Genomic DNA, 18211 nt, shown 5'->3' on the forward strand with positions numbered 1-18211 from the left:
CCGTCAGCCCATCACGAAGGCGTTCAGCTTGTTCCCGTCCGGATCGCGGAAGTAACCGGCATAGAAGCTGTCGCCGCGCGGGCCGGGGGGGCCTTCGCAGGTTCCGCCGTTCGCCAGCGCGATCTCGTGCAGGCGGTGCACCTGCTCCTTGTCCCTCGCTTCCAGCGCCACCATCACGCCATTGCCGACCGTGGCCGGGTTGCCGTCGTACGGCTTGGTCAGCCCGATTCCGGCCCCGCCGTCGGGGATGCCCCAGGCGATGAAGCCGTCGAACTCCATCATGCGTGGAACACCCATCTCGGCCGCGAGCGCGTCATAGAATTTCGCAGCACGCTGCAGGTCGTTCGTGCCCAGCGTCACATATCCGATCATGGCGATTCTCCCCTCAGACGGATTGGAACATAAGACGAACGCGCGGGGCTGTCCATCATCGTTCCCGAAACCCGTCGAACCCCGGATCAATCCCCCTCAGCGCCCGTTCGGCGCCCGCCCGCGCGAACGCCAGCGTCACCGCCTTCCGCCGCGCGGGGGCAAGCTTCGCCGCACACGCCTCGCGCAGCCACAGCGCTTCGTGGCGGTCCGCCACCAGCAGGCCGCAGCTGTCCGGCGCGAAGCGTTCCGCCTCCAGCAGTTCCGCCAGGTGCGGCGGCACGGCCCAGGCGAACCGGTCGGCAAAATCCCGGTAATGGTGCCACTTCCGGTCCCCCAGCAGGTCGGCCGCGGAAACCTTGATCTCCACGATCAGGATTTCGCCGCGCCCGTTGATCGCCATGATGTCCGCCCGGCGCCCGTCCGCCAGGGTCACCTCGCACAGCGGGGACCAGCCTTGCAGCCACAGCAGCCGGCAGCTACCCCGGGCCACGTCAACGGCGGTGAGGGGAGTCACCAATGTCCGAAGCCTTTCATATCGGTTTCCTTCTCTGGCCCGGCCTGACCCAGCTCGACATGACGGGCCCGGCCCAGGTGCTGTCGCGCCTTCCCGGGGCGGTGCTGCACTATGCCTGGAAACGCATCGAGCCGATCCCCAGCGACTGCGGCCTGCCGCTGCTGCCCACCGTCACGCTCGCCGATTGCCCCAGGCTCGACATGCTCTGCGTGCCGGGCGGTGCGCCGGTCGTGCCCGTGATGCGCGACGAGGAGGTGCTGCAATGGCTGCGCGACCAGGCCGCCACGGCAGAGCTTGTCACCAGCGTCTGTACCGGCTCCCTCATCCTTGCCGCCGCCGGGCTGCTGCGGGGCTACCGGGCGGGCTGCTACTGGGCGTCGGGCCACCAGCTGCCGCTGTTCGGCGCGTCGTTCGAGGAATCGCGCGTGGTGGTCGATCGCAACCGCATCACGGCGGGCGGCGTCACCTCCGGAATCGATTTCGCCTTCCGCGTGGCCGAACAGCGGTTCGGCCGGGATGTGGCGGAATCGATCCAGCTTTCCATCGAATATGATCCCGAACCCCTTGCAGGCGGCACGCCGCGCACCGCCCGGCCAGAGATCACGGCCCGCGTCCGCGCGATGATGGCCGACAGACTGGCCCGGCGCGAGGCGGAGATTGCGGAGATCGCCAGCCACTTCCGGCCGGCGGATGGCTGATCGGTTCAACATGTTCTCATGATGTTCCGGCCCATGCGGATTGTCCAGCCCGGGGCGGGAACGTCGGCCGGCGTTGATCGGATCCGCCAATGAGACAGACTGATTCATCCGAATTGCAGTGGCGCAACATCGTCCCTACATTGCGCTGACTGGAAAGGTTCCCATGGCAGACAACAACAACCGCAAGCCGCCGTCGCCTCTCGTCCGCAATATCCTGATGTGGGCGGGCATCCTGCTTGCGCTGGTGCTGCTCGTGCAGCTGTTCCAGGGCCCTTCCGAACGCCGCGCCGCAGGGGAAGAGATCGCCTATTCCGAATTTCTCGCCAAGGTCGACGAAGGTCAGGTGAAGGAGGCCGCGATCGCCGGCCGCCAGATCACCGGCAAGCTTTCGAACGACCAGTCGTTCCGTACCTACAACCCCGGCGACATGCAGCTGATCGAACGGCTTCGCAGCAAGAATGTGAAGTTCGACGCCGTGCCGGAAGATCGCCCCAGCCTGTTGCAGCAGGTGATCGTGGGCGCGCTGCCGTTCCTGATCATGATCGGTATCTGGATCTTCTTCATGCGCCAGATGCAGAACGGCCAGGGCCGGGGCGCCATGGGGTTCGGCAAATCCCGCGCGAAGCTTCTCACCGAAAAGCATGGCCGCGTCACCTTCGATGATGTCGCCGGCATCGATGAAGCGCGCGAGGAACTGCAGGAAATCGTCGACTTCCTGAAGGATCCCTCCAAGTTCCACCGCCTGGGCGGCAAGATTCCGAAGGGCGCGCTGCTTGTGGGCCCGCCGGGCACCGGCAAGACGCTTCTGGCCCGCGCCATCGCGGGTGAGGCGAACGTGCCCTTCTTCACCATTTCCGGCTCCGACTTCGTGGAAATGTTCGTGGGCGTCGGCGCAAGCCGTGTGCGCGACATGTTCGAACAGGCGAAGAAGAACGCGCCCTGCATCATCTTCATCGATGAAATCGATGCGGTCGGCCGCCATCGCGGCGCCGGTCTGGGCGGCGGCAACGACGAGCGCGAGCAGACGCTGAACCAGCTGCTGGTCGAGATGGACGGTTTCGACGCTAATGAAGGCATCATCATCGTCGCCGCCACCAACCGGCCCGACGTGCTGGATCCGGCGCTGCTGCGGCCCGGCCGCTTCGATCGCCAGATCACCGTGGGCCGGCCGGATATCGAAGGTCGCATCCGCATCCTGCAGGTGCATATGCGCAAGGTCCCGCTTGCGCCCGACGTGGATGCCCGCACCATCGCGCGCGGCACCCCGGGCTTTTCCGGCGCCGATCTCGCCAACCTCGTGAACGAGGCGGCGCTGCTGGCCGCCCGCCGGTCCAAGCGCCTCGTCGGCATGGCCGAGTTCGAGGACGCCAAGGACAAGGTCATGATGGGCGTGGAGCGCAAATCCATGGTCATGACCGAGGACGAGAAGAAGCTGACCGCCTACCACGAGGCCGGGCATGCCGTCGTCAGTCTGCACGAGCCGGCGTCGGATCCGATCCACAAGGCCACCATCATCCCGCGCGGCCGCGCGCTGGGCATGGTGATGCGCCTGCCGGAACGCGACAGCTATTCCTTCCACCGAGACAAGATGTACGCCAACCTGTCCGTCGCCATGGGCGGCCGCGTGGCGGAGGAACTGATCTTCGGCCACGACAAGGTCACCTCGGGGGCAAGCGGCGACATCCAGATGGCGACCAACCTGGCCAAGGCGATGGTCACCCAGTGGGGCATGTCCGACAAGCTGGGTCCGCTGCTGTATGTGGAAAACCAGGAAGAAGTGTTCCTGGGCCATTCCGTCAGCCGGCAGCAGAATGTCAGCGAAAAGACCGCCGAGATGATCGACGCCGAAGTGAAGCGTCTGGTGATCGAAGGCTATGACAAGGCCAAGCAGATCCTGACCGACCATGCCGGCGAACTGGAAGCTGTCGCGCAGGCGCTGCTGGAATATGAAACGCTGACGGGTGACGAGATCCAGAAGGTGATCCGGGGCGAACAGATCGATCGCCCCGACGCCGCCGACAAGCTGCCCCCGCTGGGCGCAGGTGGCGTTTCCGGCCTTCCCAAGACCGGCCGCCGCCGCGGGTCGGGCCTGGGGGACATCGCGCCGCAGGCCTGATCGGCAGGCACCTGGGCCCGGGAACCGGGGGGCGCACACCCCCCGGGCTGTCACGGCGCCGTCTTCGGCCAGTGTGGTTCAGCCCCCGGCTCGCGCCGCAATCGCTTCGCCGGCTGCAAAGCCACTGGCCCAGGCCCAATGGAAATTATAGCCGCCCAGCCAGCCGGTCACGTCCACCGCTTCGCCGATGCAGTAGAGGCCCGGCATCCGCTTCGCTTCCATCGTGCGCTGGGATAGCCCGTCGGTCGCGATGCCGCCCACCGTCACTTCGGCCTTGGCGAACCCTTCCGTGCCGTTCGGGCGGAAGCGCCAGTCGGCCAGTTGTCGTTCCGCGCCCGCCAGCGCTGCATCCCTGGCGGCATGCAGTTCGCCGACTTCCAGCCTGTCCGCCAGCACATCCGCGAGCCGTTGCGGCAGAAGCCCGCCCAGCACGCTGCGCAGCGCCGCATTCGGCCGCGCCCGCTTGGCTTCCGCCAGCCAGCCCGGCGCTGCATCGGGCAGGAAATCGATGCCGATAGCCTCTCCCGGCTGCCAGTAAGAGGATATCTGCAGGATCGCCGGCCCGGAAAGACCGCGATGGGTGAACAGCGCCGCTTCCCGGAAGGCGGCCTTGCCGGCCCGCGCCACCACTTCGGTCGCCACGCCTGAAAGCTCGCGGAACAGGGCCTCTTCGGCGGGCAGCGTCAGCGGCACCAGCGCCGGGCGCGGCTGCACGATCTTCAGGCCGAACCGGCGGGCGATCCCATAGGCGAAATCGCTGGCGCCCAGCTTCGGAATGGATGGCCCGCCCGTCGCCAGAACCAGGGCCGGCGCCGTCAGTTCCCGCCCGCCCACGCGCACCCGGAACCGCCCGTCCGCATGCGCCACATCCGCAACTGGCTGGCCCAGGGCAAACGCCACGCCGCCCGCTGCGCATTCGTCCATCAGCATCGTCAGGATCTGCCGGGCGGATCCGTCGCAGAACAATTGCCCCAGCGTCTTTTCATGCCAGGCGATGCCGTACCGTTCGACCAGTTCCAGGAAATCCGCCGGCCGGTAACGCCCCAGCGCGCTTTTCGCGAAATGCGGGTTGGCGGAAAGATAGCGATCCGCGCCAGCGCCGATGTTGGTGAAGTTGCAGCGGCCCCCGCCGGAAATCAGGATCTTCCGCCCCGGTTCGGCGCCATGATCCACCAGCATCACCCGCGCGCCGCGCTGGCCGGCGGTCGCCGCGCACATCAGGCCTGCGGCGCCGCCGCCCAGGATGATCGCGTCAAGGTCCGCCAGATCGTGCATAGGCTGGCCCTAGCCGGTTGCCGCCTTCCGAAAAAGCGCTAGCTGCACGGTTGCGCCGGCCCCGGTAGGGCGGGGAAAGCAGGGAGACGCACGATGGAACTCGATCCCGTCATCGCCCAGATGCTGGAAATGGGCAAAGGCCAGCCGGCGCTGGAGACGCAGTCCGTGGCCGAGGCACGCGCGGGGATGGCCCAGCGCGTGGACCTGCTGCGCCCGTTCGCGCCGGATACGGTGGAGACGCGCGATCTTTCGATCCCCACGGCGGCCGGGCTGCTACCCCTCCGCATCTACACGCCGCAGGGCGCGCCGCATCCGCTGCCGACCCTGGTCTGGCTGCATGGCGGGGGCTGGGTGCTTGGCTCCATCGAAACGCACGACAATGTCTGCCGCTTCCTCAGCGCCCATGGTCCGCTGCTGGTGATCAGCGTGGATTATCGCCTCGCCCCCGAAGCAAAGGCCCCGGCCCAGCAGCAGGATGCGGCCGCCGCCCTTCACTGGGCGGCCGCCAATGCCGCAGCGCACGGGGGGGATCCGGCCCGTCTGATCGTTGGCGGCGACAGCGCCGGCGGAAACCTTGCCGCGCTCGCCGCGCTCGCCGCCCGGCAGGATGGCCCTCCGCTTGCCGGTCAGCTTCTGGTCTATCCCGTTACCGATTATCCGGCGGATGCCCATGAAAGCTATGCACTGAATGCGGATTTCGGCCTGACGCGCGAAGCGATGGAATGGTTCTGGGCGCACTGGCTGCCCGATACGTCCGCGCCGGATGCGACGACGGCGCCGCTTCGCGCGGCCGATCTGTCCGGCCTGCCGCCCGCTTATGTGATCACCGCCAGCCATGATGTGTTGCGCGATGAAGGCATGGCCTATGCTGGCCGGCTGCACGCCGCGGGTGTCGAAACCATCCACGATCATGTGGAAGGCACGATCCACGGCTTCTTCTCCATGGGCGGAATCGCCCCCGTCGCCACCGAAACCCTGAACCGCGCCGCCCGCTGGGCCGCATCAATGAAGGCTGTTGCATGAACATCGATCCCCGCACTCCCGTCCTCGTCGGCATCGCGCAGAGCGTCGACCGCACCTCCGAACCCGGGCAGGGCCTCTCCCCGCAGGACATGATGGCGGCCGTTTCCCGCGCGGCGATCGCGGACAGCGGCGCGACCGGCGCGGAAGCGGCGATCGACTGTGTCGCCGTTGTGCGCCTGTTCCAGGATTCCGGCTTCGGCGCGCCCTTCGGGCAGCAGAACAACCTGCCATGGAGCGTGGCCCGACGGATCGGCGCCGATCCGAAGCGGATGCTCTATGGCCCTGTCGGCGGCAACTCGCCGCAGATGCTGGTGAACCACTTTTCCCAGCTGATCACGCAGGGCGCGCATGATGTGGTGCTGCTGACGGGCTGCGAGCCGCTGCGCAGCCAGGCCCGTGCGCAAAAGGCAGGCCTGAAGCTGGACTGGGCAGAGGAAGCGCCCCAGCCCGCCGAACAATGGCCGGACAAGACGCGCTATGCCACCCCGCATGAAATGCAGCACGGCATCGCCCTGCCGGTGAACATCTACCCGTTGTTCGAAAACGCCCTAGGCGCCCATTACGGCCGCGATCCTGTCGCCCACCGCCGGGCCATCGGCGAACTGATGGCCCGCTTCACGCAGGTCGCGGCGAACAACCCCTATGCCCAGCTGCCAGTGGCGCGCACGGCGGAAGAGATCATCACGCCGGAAGGCGACAACCGCTACATCGGCTATCCCTATACCAAATATCTGAACGCCAACATGTTCGTGGATCAGGCCGCCGCCCTTCTGCTGATGAGCAGCGAGGCGGCCGACCGGCTGGGCGTGCCCGCCGGCAAGCGCGTCTATCTGCACGGCAATGCCGACACGCATGAAAAGATCCTGGTGCGCGAGCGGGTGAACTATCATTCGTCCCCCGCCATCCGGATCGGCGCGGCGCACGCGCTGAAGCAGGCGGGCATCACACCGGCCGATCTGGCGCACATGGACATCTACAGCTGCTTTTCCAGCGCCGTGGAGATCGCGGCGGATGAAATCGGAATCGCGCAGGATGATCCCCGCGGCCTCACGCTGACGGGCGGGCTTCCCTATTTCGGCGGCCCCGGCAACAATTACTCCATGCACGGCATTGCCGAAGTGGCAGCCCGTTGCCGGGCCAACCCCGGCAGCTATGGCCTGGTCTTCGCCAACGGCGGCTACCTCACGAAGCACAGCTTCGGCGTGTGGAGCACGACCCCCAAGGCGTTCGAACGCGCCGACCCCGCCGGCTATCAGGCGGACATCGACGCCATGCCCAGCCCCGGCTTCACGGAAAAGCCCGAAGGCGAAGGCACGATCGAAACCTTCACCGTCGTCCACATCAAGGGCGAACCGGCCTTTGCCCTGCTGATCGGCCGGCTGGATGATGGCACCCGCTTCCTCGCCCAGATCCACGAAAATCCGGGCAGCCTGATCGACGTGCCGGTTATCGGCCGCAAGGTGCGCGTGAAGCCGACGGATACGGTCAACATCGCCACCCTGATCTGATCCGGCCCGGCAGAAGGGGGCAGGGTTGCGCACGCATCCATGTTCCCTCTGCAAGGGCTTCGGCAGCACCGGGCCTGTTCAGTCGGCTCCGCTTCCCGGTTTCGCGGGCCTTGCGCCGTTGCTTTTGTCCATATTCTCCGGGCGCAGCGGCAAGTCCGGCAAGCCTGAACCGTCAAGGATTGTTCGCGAGCCCGGCGCGAAAGGCTTGATTAAGACGGGACATCTTGACGCCCGCCGGATTTGACGATCCTTGTTTCTGAATAACATTCAGGGAGCATGAGAAGGAAAATGACAGGCCGGACGTTTCTTGCTGCCATCTGCGTCGCATCCCTTGGGCTCGTGGCGGGTGCCGCAACAGCGCAGACGCAGACGGCGGAAGGCGCGCAGAAATTCCTTTCGGTTGTCATTCAGGGCGGAAATGCCCGCGCCTTTGTCGTGGGTGACTTGAAGGTGCGGCATTTGTGTACAAGCACCACGACCGGCGCCTGTAATGGCTTTCCGGTCGAGGAGACGAGGCGGTATGACTATAACGCCCACACAATCGAGCGAGGCGCCAGTGCCTGTCAGACACGCGCCACCTCCAAACCGGTGAATGTGGCTTACCATAACTCGACCGCCGGTAACATGGTGCATTCGTTCGAGGCTCTGCAGGAACCCGCCATTCTTGTTGCGGATGTGGATTGGGGCAAGGCCATCATCGAGAGAGGAACCTGGTGGCATCAGAAAGGCACCCTTGAGCATAGCAAGTGGCGTCCGGGCGTGCCGAACAGAGTGGCCGTGAGGTCCGGGGGCAAGGCCATCGTGTACGCAACGGAAGATCCGGAGCTACTCGACAGGATCGAATATGCGATGAAGTTCCTGAAACTTAGTTGCGACCTGACGAGGGACACGGGGTTCTGAAGATGAAAGCGCCTGGAAAGCCGACGAGCGCGATCCTGGGCCTGCTGGTCGGCGTAGCCGTCTCGGCATCCGGGCCCGCGGTGGCCGGGGCCGCCGAGGGCGGTGTGGCCGCACCGGCGGCCGTCACGCCACGCAAGCTTTCGGAAGAAGATCTGGCGAAGCTTCGCAAGAGCGTACAGGCCAGCAAGGCGCGCAGCATCGAACTGGCGCGTCAGGCCGAATTGAAACGGCAGGAAGACGCGCGGCGTCAAGAGGAAGCGCAGCGACAGTGGGTGGAATCGCAGCGCATTGCCGCGGCGCAGGAAGCCCAGCGACTGGAAGAAGAGGCGCTGGCAGAAGCCGAGTTCGAGGCCGAACGCGCGCAGAAGGCTGCGGCCTGGAATGCGCAGAAAGCCGCGAATGAACGCGCGCTGGCCAATTCGCTGTCCCGGTTGAACAACACCGTCGCCCGCGTCCAGGCGCAACAGGCCGAAGCCGTCGCGCGCCAGAGAGAGGAAGCCCAGTCCCGGGAACTGGCCGAGCGCCGGCGCCAGGTGGAACTGATCAACCAGGCCACCCAGCGTCAGGATGATGAAGCCCGGCGCCTGGCTGCGCAGCGTCAGCAATCGGAGCAGCAGCGGGCTGCTGCCGATGTGCAGCGCAAGCGCGACGAGCAGCTCCGTCAGCAGGCTGTCGCCGAGCGCGCGCGTCTGCAGCAGCAACGAGCTGCGCAGCAGGCACAGCAGGGCACGGCAACCGCACAGTCCGGAATCACGATTCAGAGCCGCCGCACTGACGAGGTGCCGCCGCCACGCGTGGAACCCGCAAAGCCTGCCGCAGCGCCGACCACCCCGCAGGCTTCGGGCGACCCGACGCGGGTCTTCCTGGGCAGAACCTGCGCTGCCGCCCATGCGGGCGCCGCGACATGGGTGGGCAATGGGTCATTCCAGGTTCAGTCCGAACAGATGGGAAGCGATGGCCTGTGCAGGGTGCTTATCCGCTACCGCAGCGGCAGCGGCACCGGCGTCCGGCAATGATGGCGCGCCGGATGCAGCGTGGCATCCGGGCTGGTGGAATATGGGCCGCAAGTCCTACACGGGTGAACGCCAAGGCATTGATTCCAAAGTGTAGGTCAATGTTCCACGTGGAACAACCAATATGGTAATTGGCTGACGCCGCCCGTTCGGCGCTTACTTCTTCGCGGCCCTCTCCGCTGCCTTCACCATTTCCACCAGCACCACCGCCTGTTCGTCGAACACGCGGAAGGCGTCGCTGAAAGCGGCGGCGGAAATGCCCGGCTTCACCATCGAGATGTCATGGGCCAGGATCGGGTCGCCTTCCTCGTCCAGGCTCAGCGTGGCGAAGCGCTTTTCCTGATTGAACGCGTTCACCTGCGCCAGCGTCAGCTTGTGGACCGTGCCGATCCCCACTTGCAGCCGGATGCCGAGACAGTCCGATCCGTCCTCCATGCAATCGAAGAACCAGATGCGGCCGGCATAGCCGCCGAAGCCGGTGGCGATCGTGGGGTCGCCTGCCTCGTCGGTTTCCAGCAGTCCGGGGCGACCCAGCTGGCGCACCACCTCGGCGATCTTTGCCGGCTGCGCCGCCGTCAGCAGCGCGGTTTCAGGCACTTCCGCCGCTGCCGGAACGGCCAGCAATGCACACAGGATCAGGCCCGCTTTTCCCATCCACCCCGCTCCGTCTGTTGCCAGTAGCTGCGCGTCAACCCTTCGCGGGCGGACAGCGCCTTCCAGTCCAGCCTTGCCCGCTCATGCGCGGGGGTGCCATCCTCGAACAGGTTCAGCACGCGGTCGAACCCGTCCATTCCGCCCGGAACACCCGCCTCAAGTGACAGCAGCAGACGCGCGCCGTTCACCGGCTCCACCGTTTCGGACAGCAGGATCGGCTGGTCGGCGTCCTGGGCGCCGCCGGCCATGCCGTGCGCCAGGAAGCTGTCCGGAATCAGCGTCCACAACGCCTTGTCCAGCGCAGCCAGCCTGTCGGACGCGCCGATCACCAGCAGCCGCTGCCCGCCTTCCAGCGCCTTGGCGGACAGGCGCACGGCCACGTCCGCCACAGGCGCGCGGGTGCAGTGATAGAAACCGATGTCCAGCGGCAAATCAGCCCTCGAAATGGTCGGAAACGAACTTGTCCACCAGTCGAACGCCGAAGCCCGTCGCCCCCTTGTCGTGCAGGGCGCCGGCCTTGGGCCGCCACACCGCGCCGGCGATGTCGATATGCGCCCACTCCACGCCTTCGTTGATGTAGCGCTGCAGGAACTGCGCCGCCGTGATCGAGCCGCCTTCGCGCGGGCCCAGATTCTTCATGTCGGCCACAGGGCTGTCGATGAACTGGTCATAGTGCCCGCCCGGTTCCGACAGCGGCTGGCGCCACACCAGATCGTTCACGGCCTTGCCGGCCCGATCCAGATTGCCCCACAAAGTGTCGGAATTGCTGAACACGCCCGCATAATGATGCGCCAGGCTGATGATGATCGCGCCGGTCAGCGTGGCGAAATCCAGGATCACCTTCGGCTTGTAGTTGGCCTGCGTCCAGGTGAGGCAGTCGTTCAGCACAAGCCGCCCCTCTGCGTCGGTGTTCAGCACCTCCACCGTCTGGCCGGAAAGGCTGGTGACGATGTCGCCGGGGCGCTGGGCGTTGCCGTCGGGCATGTTTTCCACCAGCCCGCACACGCCGACCACGCGCGCCTTCGCCTTGCGGCCCGCCAGCGCCACCATCATGCCGGCAACGGCGCCCGCGCCGCCCATGTCCCATTTCATGTCTTCCATGCCGGCGCCGGGCTTCAGCGAAATGCCGCCGGTATCGAAAGTCACGCCCTTGCCCACCAGCGCCAGCGGCGTGGCGTTCGCATCACCAGTGCCGTTCCATTCCATCGCCAGCAGCCGCGCCGGGCGGACGGAGCCCTGCGCGACCCCCAGCATGGAGCCCGCGCCCAGCTTCGCCAGATCCTTCTCGTCCAGCACCGTCACCTTCACGCCCAGCGGCTCCACCTTCGCCCGCACGCGGGCGACGAAGCTTTCCGGGTAGAGGATATTGCCCGGCTCCGTGACCAGTTCCTTCGTGAAGGCGACGCCTGCTGCCACGGCGGCGAGACGGTCCACGAGCGGCTTCGCGCTGTCTGCCACGCCGATCAGCGTGACGCCCGCAAGTTTGGCCTTCTGTTCGTCCTTGAGCTTGGTGCGATAGGTGTCGAAGCGCCAGTTCCTGAGATCGACGCCATGGGCGAAATGCGCCGCGGCGACATCGGTGCCGACAGCAAGGTCCGCGATGCCGGAAAAGTCCGCCGCCAGTTCCGCGTCGGTTGTCTGCACCCGGGCCGCGATCTCGCCGCCCAGATCCTCGAACACCCGGGCATCCGCCTTGGCGCTTTCCCCGATGCCGGCCAGCAGCACACGGCTGGCCCCAAGGCCCGCCGGCGCCAGGACTTCCAGGATCTTGCCCTTCTTGCCGGTGAAGTTCGCAGCCTTCATGGCGCGCCCCAGCTGGCCGTCGCCGGCCTTGTCCACGGCTTCGGCGGCAGCACTGAACTGGCTGCCGTCGCCCACGAACAGCACAAGCGCGGCCGGGCTCTTTTCATCCCGCGATGCGGCAAAGGTTACGCTGGTCATCTCAATCTCCCCGGTGTTTCACTGCCCGCGCAGCGTTTCTTCAAACAGGAATGGCACGCCCGACGGGGCAGCTGCCAGTTGATTTTCCCACATGGCCGCCTGGCCGCGCAGGATGGTGCCGACGGGCCTGCCCGTCAGCTTCATGCCGGTGAAGGGGGACCATCCGCAACGGCTGGCAAGCCAGCTCTCCTCGATGGTCCATTGCGCCTTCAGATCCACGATGGTGAAATCCGCATCATAGCCGACCGCGATGCGGCCCTTGGCCGTAAGCCCGAACAGGCGCTGCGGCCCCGACGCCATCAGGTCGACCAGCCGCGCCAGCGTCAGCCGGCCTTCGGCCACATGGTTCAGCATCAGCGGCACGATCGTCTGCACGCCGGGCATGCCGGACGGGCTTTCGGGATAGGGCTTCGCCTTTTCCGCCAGCGTGTGCGGGGCATGATCGGATCCCAGCACATCCGGCACGCCCTGGCTCATCCAGTGCCACAGCCCGTCCACATGCCAGCGGCTGCGGATGGGCGGGTTCATCTGGGCCAGTGTGCCAAGGCGGGGATAGGCCTCTTCCCCCGCGAGCGTGAGGTGCTGGGGCGTCACCTCGCAGGATGCGATGTCCTTGTGGCGCGACAGGAATTCCAGTTCCTGCGGGGTGGTGACATGCAGGATGTGCACCCGACGCCGCGCTTCCCGCGCGGCCTTCACCGCCCGCTTCGTGGCCAGAAGCGCGCTTTCGTCGTCACGCCAGACGGGGTGGCTGGAAGGATCTCCGGCGATGCGTTCCCCCATGCGGTCGCGCATGCGGAATTCATCCTCGCAATGGATGGCGACGCGGCGGGTGCCGTGCTTCAGCACGTTCAGCAGGTTCGCGTCGTCGGCCACCAGCAGATCGCCGGTGGAGGCGCCCATGAAGATCTTGACGCCGCAGCAGCCGGGCAGGCGTTCCAGATCCGCCATTTGGGCCGCATTGTCGGCGGTGGCGCCCATGTAGAAGGCATGATCCGTCCACATGCGGCCCTTTGCGCGGGCGACCTTGTCGGCCATCGCCTCGGCCGTATCCGTCAGCGGCTTGGTGTTGGGCATTTCGAACAGGCCCGTCACGCCGCCCAGCACCGCCGCGCGGGAGCCGGATTCCAGATCTTCCTTATGCTCCAGCCCCGGCTCGCGGAAATGCACCTGGGTGTCGATCAGGCCGGGCAGGATCATCAGGCCGGTGCAGTCGCGTGTTTCGTCCGCCGAACCCTGCCCGCGCGGCAGGATGGCGGCCACCTTGCCGCCCGTCACGCCGATATCGGCCTCGACCGGGCCGCCCGGAGTCCACACGGTTCCGTTCGTCCAGAGGCTGTCGAAGGTTGAAGCGCTTGCCATCCCCGCTATCTAGGACGGCGATGCCCCTGTGTCACATGATCAATCGCAAGATTCTGCGGCTTTCCGGCCCGGACGTGCGCCCCTTCCTGCAAGGGCTGCTGACCCAGGACATCGGGGCGCTGACGGATTCGACGCCGCAATATGCCGGCCTGCTGAGCCCGCAGGGCAAGGCGCTGTTCCAGCTGTTCCTGTTTGCCGACGGGGATGACGTGCTGATCGACGTTGAGGCGGCGCAGACCGACGCGCTGGCGAAGCGGCTGACGATGTTCCGTCTGCGCCGGCAGGTGGGGATCGCGCCGGAACCGGGCCTGAAGGTGTTCCAGCAATGGGGCGGGCCCGGCAATGATCCGCGCACCCCGCTGGCGGGCAGCCGCTTCCTCGCAGCGGATGCCGCCGCAGACGCGACGATGGAAGCGTGGCACGCCCATCGCCTGCCGCTGGGCCTGCCCGAAGCGGACGAGATCGGAAGCGACGAGTTGCTGTGGCTGGAAACGAACGCCCGCGAGCTGAACGGGGTGAGCTTCACCAAGGGTTGCTACACGGGCCAGGAAAACACCGCGCGGATGCACCACCGGGATCGTTTGCGGAAGCGGCTGCTGCCGCTCAGGCTTTCCGGGCCTGCGGCGGCGGATGCACAGGTGATGGCGGGCGACCGGGTTGCGGGCGAACTGCGGGGCGCCCGGCATGTGTCCCCTGAAGGAACAGGCGACCTGCAGATGGCGATCTTCCGGACGGACTATCTGGACCAGCCGCTGACGGTGGCGGGCGCGCGGGCGGTGCTGATCCGGCCGGGCTGGCTGCCCGCCGGCGGCTGACCCGCTAGTCCACCGCGGCTTCCACCACCTTTGCGGCGAGCCCGCCCATCTCGCTGACCAGCTCCGCGATCTTCAGCGTGCGTTCGGCTTCCAGCACATGCAGCACTTCCACCATCTTGCCCCGGAAGGTGGCGACCGCCTTGCCTTCGGCCATGGCAAGCCGGTGGGCGTCGATCAGTCCGCGCGCATGATCCACCGCTTCGGGGGAGGGGGCGAACAGGCGGTTGACGGTTTCCAGCTGGCCGGGGTGGATGCAGGTCTTGCCGTCGAAGCCCCATTCCACCGCCTGCCGGGTTTCCAGCGCCAGCCCGGCTTCGTCGCCGATGCCGGTGAAGACGCCGTCGAACGCCAGCTTGCCCGAAGCGCGGGCCGCCAGCACGATGCGGCTGGCGGCATACATCAGCGGCAGCCGGTCTGGCCCCGGCTTCGCGCGCAGATCCTTGGTGAGATCCGCGAACCCCGCCACCAGCGCGGCCACACCCGCCACATCGGCGATCGCATCCACCCGCTGCACCGCGCGCGGCGTTTCCACCATGGCGAACAGCGGCTTGCCGCCGGCCAGCGCCACCGCCTTGGCGGCGTCTTCCGGACCGTCCACCTTGGGCACCACCACGAAGGCGGCGTTCGAAGCCGCGACGGCGGCGAAGTCCGCTTCTGCCCATGGGGTGCCGAATCCGTTCACGCGGATACCCAGTTCGCGCGCGCCGAACCCGTCGGCTGCCGCCGCCACGGCGGCGTCACGGGCGGCGGGCTTCATGTCCGGCGCGACGGCGTCTTCCAGATCCAGCATCACCACGTCCGCGGGCAGGGTGCGGGCCTTTTCGATCGCCCGCGCGTTGGAGGCGGGCAGGTAGAGAAGCGTTCGTCTCGGCCGAAAATCCATCTGCGTCCCTTCCTCTCTTTCCCCGCGCGGATTTTCCGAACACTATCCGGGCAGATTTGTCACCGGAAAGGTCCATGCGTTGGGAACTCTCGTCTTCGCCCTCATCCTCGTTCTGCTGGCGGTGTTCGTGCTGATCAGCTCCGTCACGATCGTCCGGCAGGGCTATGAATATACGCTGGAGCGGCTGGGGAAATACACGACCACGCTGCAGCCGGGCTTTTCGCTGATCATCCCCTTCGTCGACCGGGTGGGCCAGCGGATGAACATGATGGAGCAGGTGCTGCCCATCCCCACGCAGGAGATCATCACCCGCGACAATGCGCTGGTGTCCGTGGATGGCGTTGTGTTCTTCCAGGTGCTGGACGCGGCCAAGGCGGCCTATGAGGTTTCCAACCTGACCGCAGCCGTGACCGCGCTGACGCAGACCAACCTGCGCACGGTGATGGGCAGCCTGGATCTGGATGAAAGCCTGTCCAAGCGGGACGAGATCAACGCCCGGCTGCTGACCGTGATCGACCATGCGACGGCCCCCTGGGGCATCAAGGTGACGCGGGTGGAAGTGAAGGACATCCAGCCCCCGCGCGACATTCAGGATGCGATGGCGCGGCAGATGAAGGCCGAGCGGGAAAAGCGTGCCGTCACGCTGGAGGCGGAAGGCCAGCGCGCCTCCGCCATCCTGCGCGCCGAAGGGGAAAAGCAGGCGCAGATACTGGAGGCCGAGGGCCGGCGCGAGGCCGCCTTCCGCGATGCCGAGGCGCGCGAGCGCGCGGCGGAGGCGGAGGCCGCCGCCACGCGAATGGTTTCGGACGCCATCGCCAAGGGCGACCTGCAGGCGGTGAACTACTTCATCGCGCAGAAATATGTGGACGCGCTGGGCCAGTTCGCCGGTTCGCCCAACGCCAAGACGATCTTCATGCCGCTGGAAGCGTCCAACATTATCGGATCGGTGGGCGGCATCGCGGAACTGATGAAGACGGTGAATGCCGAGGCGCCCGCCCGGACGCGCAGCCGCAGTGCCCTGAAACCCGGTGACGAATGAAGGACGCCGTCCTTTCCTTCCTGTTCTCGCCCTGGGGGTGGCTCTCCGTCGCGGCTGTCGCCGCCGGGCTCGAGATCCTGCTGCCCGGCGCCTTCATGATCTGGCTGGCGGCGGCCGCCGCCGGCACGGCGCTGACCGTCGCCGTCCTGAACGTCGCGCCGGATGGGCAGCTGGCGGCCTTTGCCATCTGGATCGGGATCGCGCTGGCGGGATCGCGACAGCTGAAACGGTTGCGGCCGATCGCCAGCGACGACCCCGCGCTCAACCGGCCGACGACACGCCTGCTGGGCCAGTCGGCGATCGTGACCCAGCCGATCGAGGGCGGGCGCGGGCGGGTGAAGCTGGGGGATGGCGAATGGATCGCCGAAGGCCCGGATGCCCCGGCCGGCGCACGGGTGCGAATCGAGGGCGCCGACGGCGCGATCCTGAAGGTGCGGCTAGACGGCTAGCAGCACCACACGCCCGGTCGCGCCTTCGGGCACGTCGGTTCCGGCCCGGCGCGCCGCGTCCCGCCGGACGAGCGCCAGCACCTCTGCGGGCGTACCGGGCGCATGGACGACCAGATCCGCCTGCGCCAGCAGCCGCAGTTCGCGCAGGGTGAGTCCGTCGGCCCCGTCTTCGCCAAGGTCGATGCGGTCGATCCTGTTTTCGGGCTGACCGGCGCCGGCCAGCGCATCGGCGATGGCGACCGCCGGATCGGAATGCGGGGCCAGCGGATCCAGAACCGCCCCCGGCGCCAGCACATGCGCCCAGAAGGCGCGGCGCGCCGGCACGGTGGCGTGCACGCGGGCGACCGCCGCCCGGGATGCGCGGATCGCCACCGCCAGCGCGCCGAGACCGGGCGGCAGCCACTGCTCCAGCCGTTCCTTCAGTGCCTTGGCGAGGCTTGCGGAGGCGCCGCCGGTGCCGACCGCCAGCAGCACCGGGCTGCGATCCACGATGGCGGGCACGGTGAAGTCGCACAGCTCCGGGCGGTCGACCACATTCACCAGCAGGCCGTCGGCCTTCAGGGCGGACGCCGTCGGTTCCGGATGTTCCAGCGCCACGAACGCCAGCCGCACGTCCGGCCCCGGCTCTTGGACGACGATGCCGCCGGCTTCCCTCACCAGCCGGGCCTTGGCCTCCGCCGCCTCGCCCGCGCCCAGCACCAGGACGGGCCGGCCTGCCAGGCGATGGAACAGCGGCAGGCTTTCCATCAGCAGCCGGCCATCAGAGGTTGCTGTCCATCCAGACCTTCACCGCCGGGCCGATATCCGGCCGTTCCAGCGCCAGCGCGATGTTGGCGGTGATGTGCCCGGCCTTGTCGCCGCAATCGAAGCGGGCGCCCGAATAGGTATGGGCGTGGAAGGGCTGACGGCCGATCAGCTGCGCAAGCGCGTCGGTCAGCTGGATCTCGCCGCCCGCGCCGCGCTTCCCTTCGGAGAGGATCGCCATGCACTCGGGCTCGATCAGATAGCGGCCCACGGCGGCCAGCCGGGAAGGTGCGGTGCCGGGCTTCGGCTTCTCGACGAAGCCCTTCACCTGCGTCAGGCTGCCCTTCGACGCGCCCGGATCGACGATGCCATAGCGGTGCGTTTCGGCTTCGGGCACCTCCACCACCGCGATCACGGTGCCGCCCACCTCGTTGCGGGCGCGAACCATCTGGGCGAGGCAGGGATCGGCCGGATTCCACAGCAGTTCGTCCGGCAGCAGCACGGCGAAGGGTTCATCACCGGTGATGTGGCGCGCGCACCAGACGGCATGACCCAGCCCCGCCGGTTCCTGCTGGCGCACATAGGCGATGTTGCCCGGCGTCAGCTGGGTGCCGTCCAGAACGGCGAGCTCGGCCTGTTTGCCGCGTTCCTTCAATGTAGCGACCAGTTCGCCCGCCACATCGAAATAATCCTCCAGCGCGGATTTTCCCCGCGCCGTCACGAAGATCATCTGCTCGATCCCGGCGGCCAGCGCTTCGTCCACCGCATATTGCAGCAGCGGCTTGTCCACCACGGGCAGCATTTCCTTCGGCACCGCCTTGGTGGCGGGCAGGAAGCGGGTGCCCATGCCGCCCACCGGAAAGACCGCCTTCTTCACTGGCTTCATGCAATCAATCTCCCTGTTT

General features: G+C 67.2%; 19 protein-coding genes. 9 read left to right on the forward strand and 10 right to left on the reverse strand.

Annotated features, from left to right (window positions below; translation table 11 throughout):
* Positions 1 to 3: 3 nt before the first annotated feature.
* Both ACW9TV_RS05720 and ACW9TV_RS05725 read right to left on the reverse strand, forming a co-directional pair.
* Entirely contained in the window at positions 4 to 372 is a 369-nt protein-coding gene (locus ACW9TV_RS05720; protein WP_494304888.1) for a VOC family protein, read from the reverse strand.
* A gap of 55 nt (positions 373 to 427) precedes the next feature.
* Complete coding sequence (locus tag ACW9TV_RS05725; protein WP_494305044.1) at positions 428 to 886, reverse strand: MmcB family DNA repair protein; 459 nt, start codon at positions 884 to 886, stop codon at positions 428 to 430.
* Positions 887 to 888: 2 nt separating this feature from the next.
* On the opposite strand from ACW9TV_RS05725, the gene ACW9TV_RS05730 reads away from it, so the two are divergent.
* Both ACW9TV_RS05730 and ftsH read left to right on the forward strand, forming a co-directional pair.
* Positions 889 to 1584: a DJ-1/PfpI family protein gene (locus ACW9TV_RS05730; protein ID WP_494304889.1), complete on the forward strand. Its 696-nt coding sequence runs from the start codon at positions 889 to 891 to the stop codon at positions 1582 to 1584.
* A 163-nt stretch (positions 1585 to 1747) separates the two neighbouring features.
* The gene (ftsH, locus tag ACW9TV_RS05735) at positions 1748 to 3700 is read left to right on the forward strand and encodes an ATP-dependent zinc metalloprotease FtsH (RefSeq protein ID WP_494304890.1); all 1953 of its coding nucleotides are present in this window, start codon (positions 1748 to 1750) and stop codon (positions 3698 to 3700) included.
* Between the two features lie 78 nt (positions 3701 to 3778).
* On the opposite strand, the gene ACW9TV_RS05740 is transcribed toward ftsH, so the two are convergent.
* Positions 3779 to 4975 (reverse strand): BaiN/RdsA family NAD(P)/FAD-dependent oxidoreductase, encoded by a 1197-nt coding sequence (locus ACW9TV_RS05740; RefSeq protein ID WP_494304891.1) that lies wholly within the window; start codon positions 4973 to 4975, stop codon positions 3779 to 3781.
* A 93-nt stretch (positions 4976 to 5068) separates the two neighbouring features.
* On the opposite strand from ACW9TV_RS05740, the gene ACW9TV_RS05745 reads away from it, so the two are divergent.
* The 4 genes from ACW9TV_RS05745 (at position 5069) to ACW9TV_RS05760 (ending at position 9422) form a co-directional block, all read left to right on the forward strand.
* Entirely contained in the window at positions 5069 to 5998 is a 930-nt protein-coding gene (locus tag ACW9TV_RS05745) for an alpha/beta hydrolase (protein WP_494304892.1), read from the forward strand.
* A complete protein-coding gene (locus ACW9TV_RS05750) occupies positions 5995 to 7506 on the forward strand; it encodes an acetyl-CoA acetyltransferase (protein ID WP_494304893.1) in 1512 nt (503 codons plus the stop codon). Before ACW9TV_RS05745 ends, ACW9TV_RS05750 begins: the two co-directional genes overlap by 4 nt.
* Positions 7507 to 7782: 276 nt before the next feature.
* Positions 7783 to 8406, forward strand: a complete 624-nt coding sequence (locus ACW9TV_RS05755) for a hypothetical protein (protein ID WP_494304894.1) — start codon at positions 7783 to 7785, stop codon at positions 8404 to 8406.
* Positions 8407 to 8486: 80 nt separating this feature from the next.
* Positions 8487 to 9422 (forward strand): hypothetical protein, encoded by a 936-nt coding sequence (locus ACW9TV_RS05760; RefSeq protein WP_494304895.1) that lies wholly within the window; start codon positions 8487 to 8489, stop codon positions 9420 to 9422.
* 153 nt (positions 9423 to 9575) lie between these two features.
* Here ACW9TV_RS05760 and ACW9TV_RS05765 read toward each other — a convergent pair whose 3' ends face one another.
* Genes ACW9TV_RS05765 through ACW9TV_RS05780 form a run of 4 tightly spaced genes read right to left on the reverse strand, consistent with a single transcriptional unit; the run spans position 9576 to position 13376 of the window.
* A complete protein-coding gene (locus ACW9TV_RS05765) occupies positions 9576 to 10073 on the reverse strand; it encodes a YbjN domain-containing protein (protein ID WP_494304896.1) in 498 nt (165 codons plus the stop codon).
* The gene (locus ACW9TV_RS05770; RefSeq protein ID WP_494304897.1) at positions 10055 to 10504 is read right to left on the reverse strand and encodes a DNA polymerase III subunit chi; all 450 of its coding nucleotides are present in this window, start codon (positions 10502 to 10504) and stop codon (positions 10055 to 10057) included. Before ACW9TV_RS05770 ends, ACW9TV_RS05765 begins: the two co-directional genes overlap by 19 nt.
* A gap of 1 nt (position 10505) precedes the next feature.
* Complete coding sequence (locus ACW9TV_RS05775; protein ID WP_494304898.1) at positions 10506 to 12014, reverse strand: leucyl aminopeptidase; 1509 nt, start codon at positions 12012 to 12014, stop codon at positions 10506 to 10508.
* Between the two features lie 18 nt (positions 12015 to 12032).
* On the reverse strand, positions 12033 to 13376 hold the full coding sequence (locus ACW9TV_RS05780) for a dihydroorotase (RefSeq protein ID WP_494304899.1): 1344 nt from the start codon (positions 13374 to 13376) through the stop codon (positions 12033 to 12035).
* 35 nt (positions 13377 to 13411) lie between these two features.
* Between ACW9TV_RS05780 and ygfZ the strand changes: the two genes are divergently transcribed.
* Positions 13412 to 14191, forward strand: a complete 780-nt coding sequence (gene ygfZ / locus ACW9TV_RS05785) for a CAF17-like 4Fe-4S cluster assembly/insertion protein YgfZ (RefSeq protein ID WP_494304900.1) — start codon at positions 13412 to 13414, stop codon at positions 14189 to 14191.
* A gap of 4 nt (positions 14192 to 14195) precedes the next feature.
* On the opposite strand, the gene ACW9TV_RS05790 is transcribed toward ygfZ, so the two are convergent.
* Positions 14196 to 15074, reverse strand: coding sequence for an HpcH/HpaI aldolase/citrate lyase family protein (locus ACW9TV_RS05790; RefSeq protein ID WP_494304901.1), 879 nt, complete (start codon positions 15072 to 15074; stop codon positions 14196 to 14198).
* 79 nt (positions 15075 to 15153) lie between these two features.
* Here ACW9TV_RS05790 and ACW9TV_RS05795 point away from each other — a divergent pair, with 79 nt between their 5' ends.
* Both ACW9TV_RS05795 and ACW9TV_RS05800 read left to right on the forward strand, forming a co-directional pair.
* Positions 15154 to 16113 carry an SPFH domain-containing protein gene (locus ACW9TV_RS05795; RefSeq protein WP_494304902.1) on the forward strand — a complete coding sequence of 320 codons (960 nt, stop codon included), beginning with the start codon at positions 15154 to 15156 and terminating at the stop codon, positions 16111 to 16113.
* Positions 16110 to 16562, forward strand: a complete 453-nt coding sequence (locus ACW9TV_RS05800; RefSeq protein ID WP_494304903.1) for an NfeD family protein — start codon at positions 16110 to 16112, stop codon at positions 16560 to 16562. The genes ACW9TV_RS05795 and ACW9TV_RS05800 overlap by 4 nt, the downstream gene beginning before the upstream one ends.
* Here ACW9TV_RS05800 and ACW9TV_RS05805 read toward each other — a convergent pair.
* A complete protein-coding gene (locus tag ACW9TV_RS05805) occupies positions 16551 to 17309 on the reverse strand; it encodes a precorrin-2 dehydrogenase/sirohydrochlorin ferrochelatase family protein (RefSeq protein WP_494304904.1) in 759 nt (252 codons plus the stop codon). The two genes, ACW9TV_RS05800 and ACW9TV_RS05805, sit on opposite strands and share 12 nt — an antisense overlap.
* 13 nt (positions 17310 to 17322) lie before the next feature.
* Positions 17323 to 18192 (reverse strand): UTP--glucose-1-phosphate uridylyltransferase, encoded by an 870-nt coding sequence (locus ACW9TV_RS05810; protein WP_494304905.1) that lies wholly within the window; start codon positions 18190 to 18192, stop codon positions 17323 to 17325.
* Positions 18193 to 18211 lie beyond the last annotated feature (19 nt).

This window comes from Sandaracinobacter sp. T42 (genome assembly GCF_059115405.1).